The organism is Piscinibacter gummiphilus (assembly GCF_002116905.1).
Classification (GTDB): Bacteria; Pseudomonadota; Gammaproteobacteria; order Burkholderiales; family Burkholderiaceae_C; genus Rhizobacter; species Rhizobacter gummiphilus.
Map to the genome: position 1 here is coordinate 1316510 of NZ_CP015118.1, position 15300 is coordinate 1331809.

Consider the following 15300-nt stretch of genomic DNA (forward strand, 5'->3'; position numbering starts at 1 on the left):
TTCATTCCGTGCTGTTCGAGGTCGCCCGATTCTTCCTTGCGCCGCTGGTGCACTGGCAGGCCCGCCAGGTGCGCCAGCGTGCCGCGCAGCTGCCGGAGGCCCAGGGCAACCGCGAGGGTGTCTCCGGTGTCGGCCGGGTGCGGCTTCGCGTGCTCATCGTCGGCGATTCCTCGGCGGCGGGCGTGGGTGCCCACACGCAGGCGCAGGCCCTGTCGGGCCGGCTCGGCGAGGCGCTGTCGCAGCGGTTGGGCGGCGCGGTGGTGTGGCAGGTGGTGGCGCGCCGCGGCGACACCACGCGGGACTCCATCCATGCGCTCGAGCGCATGTCGCTGCGGCCCGCCGACGTGATGGTCACCACCGTGGGCCTGAGCGACCTGCTCGGGCAGGTGCCGCCGGGGCGGTGGCTGGAACAGCTCGACCGCCTGGACCGTGCCGCCGCGCGCCGCGCGGGCGTGCACCACATCGTCCACTGCGGCCTGCCGCCGATGCGCTCGTACCCGCTGCCCAACCCGTTGCGCTGGGTGCTGGGGAACGGCCAGCAGCGTTACAACCAGGCGCTGGCCGCCTGGGTGGAACGGTGGCCCGAGCGCTGGTGGTTGCCCATCCCGTTCGAGAACCAGCTGGCCTCCGACAGCGTGCTGATGGCCGAGGATGGTTTCCATCCCGGGCCCGCGGTGTACGCGCTGTGGGCCGAGCAGCTGGCCGGCATGATCAGTTCCAAGATCGTGCCGCGGCTGCCGGAGACGACCCCCACGCGGAAGATGCCGGCGCAGCGCCTGCTGCGGCCCCCGCGCAAGCCCCGCGCCTGACGGCGATCAGTCGCGCGGGATCTCGCGCGGCTTGCCCTGCATGTCGATGGCCACGTAGGTGAGGTTCGCCTCGGTCACCTTGACCACCTGCAGGTCGGCCGGGTTGCGTTCGGCGAACACCTCCACGCGCACGGTGATCGACGTGCGGCCGATGCGCTCCACGTGCACGTAGAAGCTCAGCAGGTCGCCGATGGAGACGGGTTGCTTGAAGACGAACTGGTTGACCGCGACGGTGGCGATGCGGCCCTTCGCGATGCGGCCCGGGAGCACCGAACCGGCGAGGTCGACCTGCGCCATGATCCAGCCGCCGAAGATGTCACCGTTGCCGTTGGCGTCCGACGGCATCGGGGCCACGCGCATCGCGAGGTGGCCGTCGGTGGGCAGCGAAACCCGTTCGGGCACGGCGTGGGGGGCGGCAGTGGAGCTCATCTCGTACAGCATTCAGGGAAAGCCCTGATTTTCCGCGAGATGGGCGCGCGGCGCCAGCGGGGGAGTGCGGAAAGGGTCACGCGAAAGAAATGTCCTCCCGGCGCAGGCCGGGACCCCGGGCTCACCAGCGAAGGCACAGGGTCCCGGCCTGCGCCGGGATGACAGTGTTTTTTTCAGCGCCCCTGCGGCTTGCGCAACGCCGGTGCATGCGGCCCCGGCGCGCTCACCCCCGCCAACCGCACGAGGGGCACCGGCCGCTTGAAGCGGCGCAGGCGCAAGCCCTGCGGAGGCGTCTTGCGCATCGGGGTGCGGGGCGAAGGGTGGCGAACGTCGGTCGGGGGCACGTCGGTCTCCGGTCGGATGAGATTCGGTCGGTGACGGCATCGTGCCTCCAACGGCCACGTGGCGGCGCGGCGGGTCGATGAGCGGCCGATCCGTCGGCATGAACGGCGGGCGGTTTCGCAACGCCCGATCGCACGCGGATCGCCATGTTTGGGCACACTGTCGTTCCGTGCCAGAGCCACCGAGCGTTCGGCCCCTTTTCCGGTTTTCCATGCGACCCGCCTCCCTGCCAGCCTCCTCCCGCGAAGCGTCCGCACCGTCCGGCGCGGCCGTGCCCCGTTCCGACTGGCGCACGCTGCGCAAGCTGTTCCCGTACCTCTGGCAGTACCGGTGGCGCGTGGGCATCGCGCTCGGCTTCATGGTGGGCGCGAAGCTCGCCAACGTGGGCGTGCCGCTGTTGCTCAAGACGCTGGTGGACAGCCTGTCGATCCCGCCGGGCGACACCCGCGCCGTGCTGGTGGTGCCCATCGGGCTGCTGATCGCCTACGGCCTCCTGCGCCTGTCCACCTCGCTCTTCGGTGAGTTGCGCGAGCTCATCTTCGCGAAGGCCACCGAAGGCACGGCCCGCAGCATCTCGCTCAACACGTTCCGCCACCTGCACGACCTGAGCCTGCGCTTCCACCTCGAGCGGCAGACGGGCGGCATGACCCGCGACATCGAACGCGGCACGCGCGCCGTGCATTCGCTGATCTCGTACTCGCTCTACAGCATCTTCCCCACGCTCATCGAGGTGGTGCTCGTGCTGGCGTTGCTCGGGGTGAAGTTCGACGCGTGGTTCGCGTGGATCACGCTCGCGGCGCTGGTGCTCTACATCACCTTCACCGTCACGGTGACGAACTGGCGCACGCAGTTCCGCAAGCAGATGAACGAGCTCGACTCGCACGCCCACACGCGGGCGATCGACTCGCTGCTGAACTACGAGACGGTGAAGTACTTCAACAACGAGGACTTCGAGTCGCGCCGCTACGACGAGAGCCTCGAGCGCCTGCGCAAGGCCTCGCTGAAGGCCCAGACCACGCTGTCGATGCTCAACACCGGCCAGCAGCTCATCATCGCGACGGGCCTGGTCGCGATGCTGTGGCGTGCCACCACCGGCGTGGTCGATGGGCGCATGACCCTCGGCGACCTGGTCATGATCAACGCCTTCATGATCCAGCTCTACATCCCGCTGAACTTCCTCGGCGTGATCTACCGCGAGATCAAGCAGAGCCTGACCGACCTCGACAAGATGTTCGCGCTGCTCGAGCGCGAGCGCGAGGTGGCCGACGCGCCGGGCGCGAAGCCGCTCGCGATCACCGGCCCCACGGTGCGCTTCGAACACGTCGAGTTCTCGTACGAGCGCGACCGCCCCATCCTGCGCGACGTGAGCTTCGAGATCCCCGCCGGGCGCACGGTGGCGGTGGTGGGGCCGTCGGGGTCGGGCAAGAGCACGCTCGCGCGGCTGCTGTACCGCTTCTACGACGTGAACGCCGGCCGCATCACCCTCGACGGGCAGGACCTGCGCGACGTCACGCAGTCGAGCCTGCGCCGGCAGATCGGCATCGTCCCGCAGGACACGGTGCTCTTCAACGACACCGTGGCCTACAACATCGCCTACGGCCGCGCCGGGGCCGGCCAGGACGAGGTGGAGGCCGCCGCCCGCGCGGCGCGCATCCACGACTTCATCGCGTCCACCCCGAAGGGCTACGACACGGTGGTGGGCGAACGCGGCCTGAAGTTGAGCGGCGGCGAGAAGCAGCGTGTGGCCATCGCCCGCACGCTGCTGAAGAACCCGCCGTTCCTGATCTTCGACGAGGCCACCTCGGCGCTCGACTCGGCGAACGAGCGGGCCATCCAGGCCGAGCTGCAGGGCGTCGCGCGCAACAAGACGGCGCTCGTGATCGCCCACCGGCTGTCCACCGTGGTTGACGCCCATCAGATCCTGGTCATGGAACGCGGCCGGATCATCGAGCGGGGAACCCACGCGGAGCTTCTGGCCTCGAATGGCCGGTATGCTGGCATGTGGCGCCTGCAGCAGAGTGGCGCAGAAGGCGACGGACCCGTCGCCGACCCGAAGTACCCCGAGGATGTCGTGAATGGAAACCAAATGGCTTGAAGACTTCGTGAGCCTGGCCGAGACCCGGAGCTTTTCCCGCTCCGCCCAGCTGCGCCACGTCACCCAGCCCGCGTTTTCCCGCCGCATCCAGTCGCTCGAGGCCTGGGCCGGCACCGATCTCGTCGACCGCTCCTCGTACCCCACGCGGCTCACGCCCGCGGGCGTCGCGTTCCGGGCGCAGGCCCTCGAGATCCTCGGCGCGCTGCAGGCCACCCGCAACATGATGCACACGCACCAGGTGGCGGGCCAGGACATGATCGAGTTCGCGGTGCCCCATTCGCTGTCCGTGACGTTTTTCCCGCACTGGGTGATGGACGTGCGCCAGCGCTTCGGCGCGCTCAAGAGCCGGCTGATCGCCCTCAACGTGCACGACGCCGTGCTGCGCCTGACCGAAGGCAACTGCGACCTGCTGATCTCTTACCATCACCCGACCCAGCCGCTCGCGCTCAACCCCGACCGCTACGAGATGCTGAGCCTCGGCCACGAGGTGCTCGCGCCGTACGTCCGCGGCGACGAGGCCGGCCGCCCGCTGTTCCGGCTGCCCGCGGGCCATGCCGAGCGGGTGCCGTTCCTGAGCTACGCCTCGGGGGCCTACCTGGGGCGGCTGGTCGAACTCATCGTGAAGCAGTCGCCGGTGCCGCTCAACCTCGACCCCATCTACGAGACCGACATGGCCGAGGGCCTGAAGGCCATGGCGCTCGAGGGCCACGGGGTGGCCTTCCTGCCCGGCAGCTCGGTGAAGAAGGAACTCCAGACCCAGCGGCTCGTGCGCGCCACCGTTCCCGGGGCTTGCGAGCTGTCGATGGAGGTGCGAATCTACCGGGAGCGCCCGGAAGCCGCGCGCCACACGAAACCCGGAGCCCAATCCTTATGGGATTTCCTGAGGGATTCGAATGTGGTTAAAACGTATGAGTGAATCGATTCGTTTTGTTACGCTCACCCAGTTCATCTTCCAGAAGGAGTCTCCATGAAGAAGCTTGCTTGTGTCACCCTGGCGCTGATGGCCGCCGCCACCGCCTCCTCCGCCTGGGCCCAGTCCGACACGCTGGCCAAGGTGAAGCAGTCCGGCAAGTTCGTGATCGGCACGCGCGACTCGTCGGCGCCCCTCGCCTACACCGTCGGTGACGGCAAGTACGTCGGCTACCACGTCGACATCTGCAACCAGATCGCCGAGTCGGTGAAGAAGGCCGTCGGCAACCCGAACCTGAAGGTCGAGTACCAGCTCGTCACGTCCCAGAACCGCGTGTCCCTCGTGACGAACGGCACGGTCGACGTCGAGTGCGGCTCCACCACCAACAACGCCACCCGCCAGAAGGACGTCGCCTTCGCCCCGACCACGTACGTGACCAACGTGCGCATCGCGGTGCGTGCCGATTCGGGCATCGACTCGCTCGCCAAGCTCGACGGCAAGACGGTCGCCACCACCACGGGCACCACGTCCGTGCTGCTGTTGCGCAAGCACGAGCGCGCCGCCAAGGTCAACTTCAACGACGTGCTGGGCAAGGACCACGCCGACAGCTTCCTGCTGGTCGAGTCGGGCCGTGCCGACGCGTTCGTGATGGACGACAACATCCTGGCCGGCCTGATCGTCAACTCGAAGAACCCCGCCGGCTACAAGATCGTGGGCGAGACCATCTCCGAAGAACCGATCGCGATCATGTACCGCAAGGACGATCCGGCGTTCAAGAAGGTGGCCGACGACACCGTCAAGGGCCTGATGAGCAGCGGCGAACTGGCCAAGATCTACGCCAAGTGGTTCACCGGCCCGATCCCCCCGCGTGGCAACGTGGTCGGCATGCCGATGAGCGAGTCGCTCAAGAAGGCCATCGCCAACCCGAACGACAACCCCGCCGAGACGTACAACAAGAAGTGATCCCGGGGTAGAAACCCCAGCGTGACGGACGCACATGCGGGCTTCGGCCCGCATGTGCTTTTGTGCTTCCGGTTTCGCACCGTCTGCGGGAAAACGCTAGGAAGCGCCCCGCACCGTGCATTTGCCACGAAACCGCTCTCCCGGTCACAATCGTCCGGAAGCGCCGGTCCCGGGCTGGCACGGGTCATGCTGATGGTTTCTGTTCAACCGCGGTCCTGACAAGAAAGATTCCACATGAGTTCCAACTGGGACTGGCAGGTGTTCTGCAAGAGCACCATCGAAGACACCGTCTACCCGACCTGTTTCGGGCCGGGCGGGGACACCACCTATTTCGAATGGCTCCTGTCCGCCTGGGGCTGGACCCTGTCGGTGGCGGCCCTGGGCTGGATCGTCGCCCTGGTGTTCGGCTCGCTGATGGGCATCGCCCGCACCACGCCGAGCAAGCCGCTCGTCTGGCTGGGCAACGTCTGGAGCGAGGTGTTCCGCAACATCCCGCTGCTGGTCCAGATCTTCCTCTGGTACCACGTGCTGCCGCAGCTGTTCGTGTCGCTGCGGTCCATTCCGAGCTTCCTGCTGGTGGCCTTCGCCCTCGGCTTCTTCACGTCGGCCCGGGTGGCCGAGCAGGTGCGCGCCGGCATCATGGCCATCCCCAAGGGGCAGCGCTACGCCGGCCTCGCGATGGGGTTCAGCCAGTGGCAGACCTACCGCTATGTGTTGCTTCCGCGCGCCTTCCGCATCGTGATCCCGCCCCTGACCAGTGAGGCCATGAGCATCATCAAGAACTCCTCGGTCGCCTTCGCGGTCGGCATCGCCGAGCTCACGCTCTTCGCGATGCAGTCGCAGGAGGAGACCTCCCGCGGCATCGAGATGTACCTCGCGGTCACCGGCCTGTACTTCCTGTCGGCGTTCCTCGTGAACCGCATCGCCCTGTTCATCGAGCACCGCGCCGCGGTGCCCGGCATGGTGGGGGCCGGCCAATGAACATCGATTTCTCGTTCCTGACCTGGGACTTCATCCGGGGGTTCATCCTCAACGGGCTGTACTTCTCGGTGATGCTCACCATCGTCGCCACGATCGGCGGCATCTTCCTCGGCACGCTGCTCGCGCTCGCGCGGCTGTCGGGCAAGAAGGTGTTCGCGATTCCCGCGCAGATCTACGTCGACACGCTGCGGTCCATCCCGCTCGTGATGGTGATCCTGTGGTTCTTCCTGCTGATCCCGCTGCTGATCGGCCGTCCGCTCGGCGCCGAGGTCTCGGCCTTCATCACGTTCACGCTGTTCGAGGCCGCGTACTTCTCCGAGATCATGCGCGCCGGCATCCAGTCGGTGTCGCGCGGCCAGGTCAACGCCGGCTACGCGGTGGGCATGACCTACCCGCAGGTCATGAAGCTCGTGGTGCTGCCGCAGGCCTTCCGCAACATGCTGCCGGTGCTGCTGATGCAGACCATCATCCTGTTCCAGGACACCTCGCTCGTGTACGCCATCGGCGCCTACGACCTGCTCAAGGGCTTCGAGGTGGCGGGCAAGAACTTCAACCGCCCGGTCGAGACCTACATGCTGGCCGCCGTGGTTTATTTCGTCATCTGCTTCTCGCTGTCGATGGGCGTCCGTGCCCTGCAGAAGCGCATCCAAATCATCCGTTGAGTCCTCACCATGATCGACATCCAGAACGTCTCCAAGTGGTACGGCAGCTTCCAGGTCCTGACCGACTGCAGCACCAAGATCAACAAGAGCGAAGTGGTGGTCGTGTGCGGGCCGTCGGGCTCCGGCAAGTCCACGCTGATCAAGACCGTCAACGCGCTCGAACCCTTCCAGAAGGGTGACATCGTCGTCGACGGCATCTCGCTCGCGAACCCGAAGACCGACCTGCCCAAGCTGCGCAGCCGCGTGGGCATGGTGTTCCAGCACTTCGAGTTGTTCCCGCACCTGAGCGTCACCGAGAACCTCACGCTCGCACAGATCAAGGTGCTGGGCCGCAACCCCACCGACGCGAAGACGCGCGGCCTGAAGATGCTGGAGCGCGTGGGCCTGATGGCGCACAAGGACAAGTTCCCGGGCCAGCTCTCCGGCGGCCAGCAGCAGCGCGTGGCCATCGCCCGTGCGCTGAGCATGGACCCCATCGTGATGCTGTTCGACGAACCCACGTCCGCCCTCGACCCCGAGATGGTGGGCGAGGTGCTCGACGTGATGGTGAAGCTGGCGGGCGAGGGCATGACCATGATGGTGGTCACGCACGAAATGGGCTTCGCGAAGAAGGTCAGCCACCGCGTCATCTTCATGGATGCGGGCAAGGTGGTGGAAGACTGCACGCGGGATGAGTTCTTCAGCAACAGCGACGCCCGGTCGCCGCGTGCGAAGGAATTCCTCTCCAAGATCCTTCAGCACTGAGTCCGTGCTGAAAGACAAAAGGCCCGCGCAAGCGGGCCTTTTGCATGCAGGCGAGCGAAGCGAAGCCGCCCCTCAAGCCACACGCGAGGACGGGTTTCCCGGTCGACCCGGGGCGCCCCCTGGAGGCAGGAGGCGCCAGCCGACTGGGGGGCTCCATCAGTAGGGGCAGTTCTCCTTGTAGGCCTCGACGGCACGCTTGCTCAGGTCGGCCTGGTGTTCGGCGCCGCACAGGAACTTGCTGTAGCGCGTGTCGTCGTCCATGAAGCGCTTCATCCACGCCACGCCGTACTTGCCGATGAGACCGGCGTCCGAGTTGCCGCTGTTGGCGCAGGAGTGGCTGCCGCCGTTGATGACCAGGTTGGCCTTCTTGTTGCGGGTCATCTGGTTGTAGAACGGGAACGAGTGCGAGCTGTTGGGCGCGATGCTGTCGTTCTCGCACGAGACGATCAGCGTCGGCACGGTGACCGACGAGAAGCTCTCCTGGGCCCATGGCGCCTGCGGTGCGGCCGCGCGCAGCGACGGGTTGTTCTTCGCGGAGATCAGCGAACCGCCGCCGCCCATCGACCAGCCCATCACGCCGAGGCGGGCGGTGTCCACCTTGTTGTAGATCGGGCTGCTGCTGGTGCCGGCGAGCGACACCACCTGGCGCAACGCCGCCATCTGCTGGGAAGAACGGCTGGACGGCTGGTCGAGCGTCGAGTTGGTGTCGATCGTGATCACGACGAAGCCATGCGACGCGAGCCGCGGGCCCCACCAGTTGATGCTGCTCTGGCGCGCGGTGTAGCCGGGCACCACCGCGATGGCGCCGACCTTGCCGCCGGCGTTGGTGGGGTAGTACACCGTGCCCGCGCCGTAGCCGCTCGGGCGGCTCACGGTGAACGAGCTGGTGCTGAACGGGCCGCGGGTGGCCTCGAGCGAGGACACCGTGGGATCCGGGCCGCGCTGGTACGGGTTGGTCTGGGCGACGGCGGCCGCGGACAGCAGCAGCGCACCGACCGCGAGGCTGGCTCGCGCGAAGGGGAGTTTTCCGAACATGTCTCGTCTCCTGTTGTGAAGAACCTGCCCTCGTTGGGGCAGGGCCGATTGTTCGGCCCGCCGCGGGGAGCGTCATCGGCGCATGTCCCCGGGCGATTCGATCAAGTCAGGAGGCGGGATTTGTGGTATCGGGCGACTGGCGGAAACACACGAGCTTCATGCCGCCGTGCTCGCGGTCGATGAACACGCGCACGTGGTGCGGGTTGCGGCTGTACGAGGGGCTGCGGCCGTACCAGCGCTGGAAGGTGCGCGAGAACTGCGGCGAATCGCCGAAGCCCGATTCGAGCGCGACCTGCGTCAGCGAGCGGCGCGTGTAGAGCAGGTCGAACACGCGGCGCTGCTTCAACCAGTTCTGGTAGTCGCGCATCGACATGTCGAGCTCGGCCGAGAAGGTGCGCGACACCCACTGCGATGTGCGGCCCAGCACCGCGGCGAGTTCCTCGATGGTCAGGTGCGGCGAGGTGTCGAGCTGCCGCACCATCTCGAGCACGTCGGCGTGCGGTTCGGGCCGCGCCGGCAACTGCCGCCTCACCTCGGCCATCGCCTCGTCGAAGACGCGGTGCGCGAGGCCCAGGTTGCCGTCGCCGCGGTGCAGCCGCCACAGGTCGGTGTCGAGGTGGGTGAACGCTTCGCGGTCGAGCATCACGACGCCGTCGTGGTCGCGCAGCGGGCGCAGCACGTGGAACCAGTTGCTGGATGGCAGGACGTTGATGCTGATCAAGGCCATGTCCTCGGCCTTCAGTCTCCGCGCGACCCGCGGGCCGACCGCGAGTGCCGTGGTGCGGAAGCACCGTCCGTCGCGCAGCGTGATCTCGAAGGGCGCGCGGTCCGCGGAGAGCAGCAGCACGCCGGGGTGGCGCACCGTCTCCGCGCTGACGTTGTGCTGGCTGGTGTAGATGAAGCCGTGGTAGCCAAAGACGTACGCGTTGTCCTTGACGTGGCGCGGCAATGCGCCGGCCGCACCAACGACGGTGGCCGAGGGGTTCAGCATGGGTTTTGTCTCCGTTGTCGACGCCGGGGTCATGGGTGCCCTGGCTGTTCGGACGAATGATAGGGGAGAGTCAACCGGTTCCAGCGGAAGCCCGCGTGGCCGCATGCCTAGGGGTTAACGAGGGCCTGCGCCCATGGTGAGCCCCAAAAACAAACGCGGCCCCGAAGGGCCGCGTTCGATGTCCGAGGGATGATTCTCAGAGCGGGCGGATGTTCGCAGCTTGCAGGCCCTTTTCGCCCTGCTTCACTTCGAACTCGACCTTTTGATTTTCGGCCAGGGTCTTGAAGCCCGTGCCCACGATGTCGCGGAAGTGAGCGAACAGGTCAGCACCGCCAGCGTCTTGAGCGATGAAGCCGTAGCCCTTGGCGTCGTTGAACCACTTCACGGTACCGGTTTGAGTCGTCATGGAAATCCAATAGGTAGAGAGATTGATCCGTCGAAGCGAACGCTTCGACGTGCAGTAACACTCAAGAACGGGTCACGGATTTCCGGCACAAGCTGGCATCACATCGAACAACTGTCTTGCGTACAACTGTGCGCGGGAGCATACACGAACGCGAGCAATTCGCAACGGGGTATGCACGGGAAAGCAAGCATCCGCGCGGCTCAGGGCTCGATTGCGACCGCCAGGACGGTCGTGTTGGAACCGATTCGACCGATTTCCCGTGCGGCACCCGTGGCGAGGTCGATCTCCACCCAGGTGGACTGCGTGGCGCCGGGCCCGGTGACGGCCGCGAACGCCAGTCCGCTGACGTCGGCGATGTCGAACGCGGCGTCCTCGAACGGTGGCAGGCCGAGCGGACCGACGGTGAAGAGGTGCCCGGTGTTGGGCGACACGACCGGGGCCACGCCTTCGCGGCTGCCGAGCGTGACCAAAGTCGCAGCTGAGGCATCGAGGGCGTAGTTCGTCGTCAACTTGTCATCGACCTTGTTGTACGTGTAGCCGACGGCGACGAGCGCCGGGCGCAGTCCCGCGCTGCGGTCGCCTGGTGCGTAGTCGAGCGGGCCGTCGGTCTGCACGCCCGTGTTGGTGGCGTCGCCATCGACGACGGCGCCGGTGTCGGGGTGCAGGCGCAGGTTCTGGCCGGTGTCGCTGACGACCCGGATGCGGTCGACCGTCGGGTTGAAGTCGACGCCGAAGTGCGTGCCGCTCAGTGACACGGCAAACCGTTCGCCCACCGGTGTCGCGATGGCCGTGTCGGCGTTGACGCGGTACAGGCGGTTCGAGCTGCCCACGGCGTAGAGCCAGCCCTTCGCGACGCGGTAGTCGATGCCGAGCACCGTCTCGCCCGGCTGCAGCCCGACCAGCGGCTTGCTGGACAGCACCTGGCCGGGGCGTGCCGCGTCGAAGCGGATCAGCTGGTGCGTGGCCGTGACGGCGACGACGCTGCCGCGCGACACGGGTTTCACGGGGGCGGTGCTGGAGGCGCAGCCCGCAGCGAGGGCGGCGAGGAGGGAAAGGGTGCAGGCGAGGCGCATGGTGGGCTTTCCGTTCGGCAGGGAAGGGCACCGTAGCGCAAAACCCGCGATGGCGCGATAGCGGTGACCGACACCGTGGTGGGGCGATGAGACAATCCGGCGCATGAGTTCCGCACCTTCTTCTTCCTCCCCGACCACCCTCACGATCACCCGCCCCGACGACTGGCACCTGCACGTGCGCGACGGCGAGGCCCTGAAGTCGGTCGTGCCGCACAGCGCGCGCCAGTTCGGCCGTGCGATCATCATGCCGAACCTGAAGCCGCCGGTGACCACCGCGGAACAGGCCGCCGCGTACGCCGGGCGCATCCGCGCCGCCGTGCCGGCGGGCACCGACTTCCAGCCGCTGATGACGCTGTACCTCACCGACACGCTGCCGCCCGAGGAGATCGTGCGCGCGAAGGCGGCCGGTGTCGTGGCGCTGAAGCTGTACCCGGCGGGGGCCACCACCAACAGCGATGCCGGCGTCACCGACATCCGCAAGACCTACGCCACGCTCGAGGCCATGCAGCGAGAGGGCCTGTCGCTGCTGGTGCACGGCGAGGTGACCGACCCCGACATCGACCTGTTCGACCGCGAGAAGGTGTTCATCGACACCAAGCTGATCCCGCTGCGCCGCGACTTCCCCGAACTGAAGATCGTGGTGGAGCACTGCACCACGCGCGACGCCGCCCACTACGTGCGCGAGGCCGGCCGCTTCACCGCGGCCACCATCACCGCGCACCACCTGCTCTACAACCGCAACGCCATCTTCCTCGGTGGCATCCGCCCGCACTACTACTGCCTGCCCGTGCTCAAGCGCGAGGAGCACCGCCAGGCGCTCGTGGCCGCGGCCACGTCCGGCAGCGACCGCTTCTTCCTCGGCACCGACAGCGCGCCGCACGCGTCGCACCTGAAGGAACACGCCACCGGTTGCGCCGGCTGCTACACCGCGCTGTCGGCGCTCGAGCTGTACGCCGAGGCCTTCGACAACGCGGGGGCGCTCGACAAGCTCGAAGGCTTCGCGAGCCTGCACGGCCCGGCCTTCCACGGCCTCCCGCGCAACACCGGCACCGTCACGCTGCGCAAGGAGACGTGGACGCTGCCCGAGACCGTGCCGTTCGGCGAGGCCGAGCTGAAGCCGCTGCGCGGCGGCGAGACGCTCGCGTGGAAGGTGGTCGCATGAACTCCCAGTTGCGCGTGATGGTGCTCATCGACGCCGACAACGTGTCGGCCGACGTGATGGAGCAGGCCATCGCCAAGGTGCTGGCCGACCGCGGCGCCATCCACGTGCGCCGGGCCTACTGCACGCCCGAGGCGGCGCTCTCGAACCAGAAGCTGTTCAAGGCGCTGTCGATCCGCCCCATCGTCAACATCTCCACCGGCAAGAACTCCACCGACATCCTGCTGGCCACGGACGCGATGGACCTGGCCATCTCGGAACGGCCCGACGTGATCGTCATCGTCTCGTCCGACTCCGACTTCGCGCCGCTCGTGATCCGGCTGCGCGAGAAGGGCTGCCGCGTCGAGGGCATCGGCCAGCTCGGCAAGACCGGCGAGGAATCGAAGGTGGTGTACGACGGCTTCGTCGAGATCGAACATCGCAAGGGCGGCCGTTCGCCCGCGGCGCCGCCGGCGCGCAAGCGTGCGCCGGCCCGGAACGCCAAGGCACCGGCACCCCCGCCGGCGCCGCGCGTCCGCGCCGAGGCGCCCGCGCCTGAACCGGTGCCCGTGGCACCGCCGGAACCGGAGGTCGCGCCGGTGCCCGAACCCGCGGCGAAGAAGCCGGCCCGCAGCCGCCGCACCAAGGCCGCGGCCGAGGCCGCACCGGCTCCCGCACCCGCTCCGGTGCCCGCGCCGCCGCCGGCACGTCCGGCGATGCCCGACGACCTCCGCAGCATCCTCGCGGTGCTGCCCGAGCTGGTGCGCGGCCAGAAGATGGACCTGGGCATCGCCACCGAGCGCCTGCGCGAGGAAGAACTGCTGGGCGCCCGCGTGCCGGCCACGCGACTGTTCCGCAAGTACCCCGACTGGTTCCTGCTGTCGCCCGAGCAGCAGCCCAACAAGGTCGAGTACCGCGGGCTGCCGAAGGCGTGACGTGCTCGACCGCACGTTCGCCCTGATCGCGGGCGACGGCGGTTCGCCCCACTGGTTCGACCCGTACGTGGACGCGGCCCGGCGCACGGCCGCGGCCCGCGCGCCCGGCCACCCGCTGGCCGCCGCGCTCAACGCCGCGGTGCCGGTGCGGGCCGGCGCACGCGCGATGCGCTTCGTGCCGCAGGCCGATCTGCCCGAAGGCGAAGCCTACGAGGCGTTCATCGATCGCACCGACCAGGTGCCCACGCGCGACCATCCGCACGACCTGCTCAACGCGTTAGTCTGGTCGCGTTTCCCCGCGCTCAAGAGCCACCTCAACCGTTCGCAGGCCGGCGAGATCGCCCGCCTGGGCATCGGCCCACGGCGGGGCCCGGTGCGTGACGCGCTCACGCTGTTCGATGAAAACGCCGCGTGGCTGCAGGCGCCGGCGGCGCTCGTCGACGCGCTGCGGCAGCACGACTGGCACACGGCCTTCGTGGTGCTGCGCGCGGCCTGGCACGAGGCCCGCCTCACGCTGTTCGGCCACGCGCTGATGGAAAAGCTGCTGCTGTCGCCGCACAAGTCGATCACGGCGCACGTGTGGGTGGTACCGGAGGGCGCCGAGGCCGAGTCCCACCTGGTGGAGGTCCTCACGCCCGAGCGCCTCGCCCGGAAGGCCGACTTCCCGCTGCCGCTGGCGGGGGTTCCGGGGTGGTGTGCCGCGAACGAATCCGCGGATTTCTACGCCGACACGTCGGTCTTCCGTCCGAAGCGTCGATAATCGCGGGGTGAAGTGGAACAGACCGCCGCTGGTGCAGGGCCCGAAAGGGTGCACTGGAGGAAGGTCCGGACTGCACAGGGCGGCGTAGCAGCTAACGGCTGTCCACCGCGAGGTGAGGATCAGAGCAACAGAGACGAGTCGGCCGGGGGCGCAAGCCCGCGGCAGGGTGAAACGGGCAATCTCTACGCGCAGCAACACCAAATAGGCCAGCGTTGATGTGGCTCCGCGGAGCTGGCGGGTAGGTGGCATCGAGCCGTGCAGTGATGCACGGCCCAGAGGAATGGCGGTCACGGCCGGCATGTCGCAAGGCATGCCGGCTGCACAGAATCCGGCCTATCGTTCCGCTTCACTTTTTATTCTTCCGTCGTCCCGGCGAGGACGTTGTCAGCATGATGCGCGTCATTTGAAGGACCCTGGCCATGCGCTACACCGCCGAACACAAACAGCAGACCCGCGAGCGCGTGCTGAAGGAGGCCGCGTCGGCCATCCGCATGAGCGGCCCCGACCGGGTCGCGGTGGCAGCCGTGATGGCGCGGGCCGGGCTCACGCACGGCGGCTTCTACGCGCACTTCGCGTCGAAGGACGAACTGCTGGTCGCGGCCATCGAACAGATGTTCGCCGAAACGCTGGTCGTCCTCGACCAGCACCTCGCCGGCAAGTCTCCGGCCGCAGGGCTGAAGGCGTATCTGGACATGTACTTGTCGCCGCTGCATCGCGACCGGCGCGACGCCGGTTGCCCGTTGCCGGCGATGGCGGCCGACCTGCCGCGGCTGGACGCCCCCGCACGCGAGGCCTTCGAGCGCGGCGCGGCCACGCTGACGAGCCGCATCGCCGCCGTGCTGGCCGACCTGGGCCATGCCGATCCCGGCACGTTGGCGGTGTCCGTGCTGTCGGAGATGGTGGGGGCGGTGGTGCTGGCCCGGTCCATCTCGGATGCGGGACCGTCGGCCACGATCCTCGCCGCGTCGCGGCAGGCGCTGGCGAAACGGCTGTCCCTCGACTAGGGGGACGCTTTCCACAAAGAGGT

Annotated in this window: 17 protein-coding genes and 1 other RNA gene; 12 read left to right on the forward strand and 6 right to left on the reverse strand. The window is 68.0% G+C overall.

The genetic code is table 11. The annotated features are described in order from the left end of the window. Positions 1–8 precede the first annotated feature (8 nt). Positions 9–809 (forward strand): SGNH/GDSL hydrolase family protein, encoded by an 801-nt coding sequence (locus A4W93_RS05970; RefSeq protein WP_085749745.1) that lies wholly within the window; start codon positions 9–11, stop codon positions 807–809. Positions 810–815: 6 nt separating this feature from the next. Here the strand turns inward: A4W93_RS05970 and A4W93_RS05975 are convergent, their stop codons facing one another. Both A4W93_RS05975 and A4W93_RS29505 read right to left on the reverse strand, forming a co-directional pair. After that, positions 816–1238, reverse strand: coding sequence for an acyl-CoA thioesterase (locus A4W93_RS05975; RefSeq protein ID WP_085754052.1), 423 nt, complete (start codon positions 1236–1238; stop codon positions 816–818). 173 nt (positions 1239–1411) lie between these two features. After that, on the reverse strand, positions 1412–1582 hold the full coding sequence (locus A4W93_RS29505; protein WP_157131596.1) for a hypothetical protein: 171 nt from the start codon (positions 1580–1582) through the stop codon (positions 1412–1414). A gap of 209 nt (positions 1583–1791) precedes the next feature. On the opposite strand from A4W93_RS29505, the gene A4W93_RS05980 reads away from it, so the two are divergent. The 6 genes from A4W93_RS05980 to A4W93_RS06005 all read left to right on the forward strand — a co-directional run bounded on the left by A4W93_RS05980 (position 1792) and on the right by A4W93_RS06005 (position 7935). Next, complete coding sequence (locus A4W93_RS05980; RefSeq protein ID WP_085749746.1) at positions 1792–3675, forward strand: ABCB family ABC transporter ATP-binding protein/permease; 1884 nt, start codon at positions 1792–1794, stop codon at positions 3673–3675. Beyond that, positions 3656–4591 carry a LysR substrate-binding domain-containing protein gene (locus tag A4W93_RS05985; protein WP_085749747.1) on the forward strand — a complete coding sequence of 312 codons (936 nt, stop codon included), beginning with the start codon at positions 3656–3658 and terminating at the stop codon, positions 4589–4591. The genes A4W93_RS05980 and A4W93_RS05985 overlap by 20 nt, the downstream gene beginning before the upstream one ends. A 51-nt stretch (positions 4592–4642) precedes the next feature. Beyond that, positions 4643–5548 carry an amino acid ABC transporter substrate-binding protein gene (locus A4W93_RS05990; RefSeq protein WP_085749748.1) on the forward strand — a complete coding sequence of 302 codons (906 nt, stop codon included), beginning with the start codon at positions 4643–4645 and terminating at the stop codon, positions 5546–5548. A gap of 234 nt (positions 5549–5782) precedes the next feature. Continuing rightward, a complete protein-coding gene (locus tag A4W93_RS05995; protein ID WP_085749749.1) occupies positions 5783–6529 on the forward strand; it encodes an amino acid ABC transporter permease in 747 nt (248 codons plus the stop codon). Continuing rightward, entirely contained in the window at positions 6526–7191 is a 666-nt protein-coding gene (locus tag A4W93_RS06000) for an amino acid ABC transporter permease (RefSeq protein WP_085749750.1), read from the forward strand. Before A4W93_RS05995 ends, A4W93_RS06000 begins: the two co-directional genes overlap by 4 nt. A 9-nt stretch (positions 7192–7200) precedes the next feature. Then, positions 7201–7935, forward strand: a complete 735-nt coding sequence (locus A4W93_RS06005; protein ID WP_085749751.1) for an amino acid ABC transporter ATP-binding protein — start codon at positions 7201–7203, stop codon at positions 7933–7935. A 156-nt stretch (positions 7936–8091) separates the two neighbouring features. Here A4W93_RS06005 and A4W93_RS06010 read toward each other — a convergent pair whose 3' ends face one another. The 4 genes from A4W93_RS06010 to A4W93_RS06025 all read right to left on the reverse strand — a co-directional run bounded on the left by A4W93_RS06010 (position 8092) and on the right by A4W93_RS06025 (position 11440). After that, positions 8092–8970 carry a poly(ethylene terephthalate) hydrolase family protein gene (locus A4W93_RS06010; RefSeq protein ID WP_085749752.1) on the reverse strand — a complete coding sequence of 293 codons (879 nt, stop codon included), beginning with the start codon at positions 8968–8970 and terminating at the stop codon, positions 8092–8094. Between the two features lie 106 nt (positions 8971–9076). Beyond that, on the reverse strand, positions 9077–9961 hold the full coding sequence (locus tag A4W93_RS06015; RefSeq protein WP_157782120.1) for a helix-turn-helix domain-containing protein: 885 nt from the start codon (positions 9959–9961) through the stop codon (positions 9077–9079). A 196-nt stretch (positions 9962–10157) separates the two neighbouring features. Next, positions 10158–10367 (reverse strand): cold-shock protein, encoded by a 210-nt coding sequence (locus A4W93_RS06020; RefSeq protein ID WP_085749754.1) that lies wholly within the window; start codon positions 10365–10367, stop codon positions 10158–10160. A gap of 200 nt (positions 10368–10567) precedes the next feature. After that, the gene (locus A4W93_RS06025) at positions 10568–11440 is read right to left on the reverse strand and encodes a DUF4394 domain-containing protein (protein WP_085749755.1); all 873 of its coding nucleotides are present in this window, start codon (positions 11438–11440) and stop codon (positions 10568–10570) included. A gap of 103 nt (positions 11441–11543) precedes the next feature. On the opposite strand from A4W93_RS06025, the gene pyrC reads away from it, so the two are divergent. The 5 genes from pyrC (at position 11544) to A4W93_RS06050 (ending at position 15277) form a co-directional block, all read left to right on the forward strand. Next, the gene (gene pyrC / locus A4W93_RS06030) at positions 11544–12602 is read left to right on the forward strand and encodes a dihydroorotase (RefSeq protein WP_085749756.1); all 1059 of its coding nucleotides are present in this window, start codon (positions 11544–11546) and stop codon (positions 12600–12602) included. Further along, positions 12599–13513: an NYN domain-containing protein gene (locus tag A4W93_RS06035; RefSeq protein WP_085749757.1), complete on the forward strand. Its 915-nt coding sequence runs from the start codon at positions 12599–12601 to the stop codon at positions 13511–13513. Before pyrC ends, A4W93_RS06035 begins: the two co-directional genes overlap by 4 nt. Position 13514: 1 nt before the next feature. Next, positions 13515–14273 carry a DUF3025 domain-containing protein gene (locus A4W93_RS06040; RefSeq protein WP_237357706.1) on the forward strand — a complete coding sequence of 253 codons (759 nt, stop codon included), beginning with the start codon at positions 13515–13517 and terminating at the stop codon, positions 14271–14273. Between the two features lie 9 nt (positions 14274–14282). After that, positions 14283–14625, forward strand: an RNA gene (rnpB, locus tag A4W93_RS06045) — RNase P RNA component class A. A gap of 67 nt (positions 14626–14692) precedes the next feature. Beyond that, a complete protein-coding gene (locus A4W93_RS06050) occupies positions 14693–15277 on the forward strand; it encodes a TetR/AcrR family transcriptional regulator (RefSeq protein WP_085749758.1) in 585 nt (194 codons plus the stop codon). Positions 15278–15300 lie beyond the last annotated feature (23 nt).

What these genes read in the sequence shown, in the direction of transcription:
- A4W93_RS05975 (WP_085754052.1), bottom strand. Translation starts at nt 1,238, where the DNA reads ATGAGCTCCACTGCCGCCCCCCACGCCGTGCCCGAACGGGTTTCGCTG.
- A4W93_RS05980 (WP_085749746.1), top strand. Translation starts at nt 1,792, where the DNA reads ATGCGACCCGCCTCCCTGCCAGCCTCCTCCCGCGAAGCGTCCGCACCG.
- A4W93_RS05985 (WP_085749747.1), top strand. Translation starts at nt 3,656, where the DNA reads ATGGAAACCAAATGGCTTGAAGACTTCGTGAGCCTGGCCGAGACCCGG.
- A4W93_RS05990 (WP_085749748.1), top strand. Translation starts at nt 4,643, where the DNA reads ATGAAGAAGCTTGCTTGTGTCACCCTGGCGCTGATGGCCGCCGCCACC.
- A4W93_RS05995 (WP_085749749.1), top strand. Translation starts at nt 5,783, where the DNA reads ATGAGTTCCAACTGGGACTGGCAGGTGTTCTGCAAGAGCACCATCGAA.
- A4W93_RS06000 (WP_085749750.1), top strand. Translation starts at nt 6,526, where the DNA reads ATGAACATCGATTTCTCGTTCCTGACCTGGGACTTCATCCGGGGGTTC.
- A4W93_RS06005 (WP_085749751.1), top strand. Translation starts at nt 7,201, where the DNA reads ATGATCGACATCCAGAACGTCTCCAAGTGGTACGGCAGCTTCCAGGTC.
- A4W93_RS06010 (WP_085749752.1), bottom strand. Translation starts at nt 8,970, where the DNA reads ATGTTCGGAAAACTCCCCTTCGCGCGAGCCAGCCTCGCGGTCGGTGCG.
- A4W93_RS06015 (WP_157782120.1), bottom strand. Translation starts at nt 9,961, where the DNA reads ATGCTGAACCCCTCGGCCACCGTCGTTGGTGCGGCCGGCGCATTGCCG.
- A4W93_RS06020 (WP_085749754.1), bottom strand. Translation starts at nt 10,367, where the DNA reads ATGACGACTCAAACCGGTACCGTGAAGTGGTTCAACGACGCCAAGGGC.
- A4W93_RS06025 (WP_085749755.1), bottom strand. Translation starts at nt 11,440, where the DNA reads ATGCGCCTCGCCTGCACCCTTTCCCTCCTCGCCGCCCTCGCTGCGGGC.
- pyrC (WP_085749756.1), top strand. Translation starts at nt 11,544, where the DNA reads ATGAGTTCCGCACCTTCTTCTTCCTCCCCGACCACCCTCACGATCACC.
- A4W93_RS06035 (WP_085749757.1), top strand. Translation starts at nt 12,599, where the DNA reads ATGAACTCCCAGTTGCGCGTGATGGTGCTCATCGACGCCGACAACGTG.
- A4W93_RS06050 (WP_085749758.1), top strand. Translation starts at nt 14,693, where the DNA reads ATGCGCTACACCGCCGAACACAAACAGCAGACCCGCGAGCGCGTGCTG.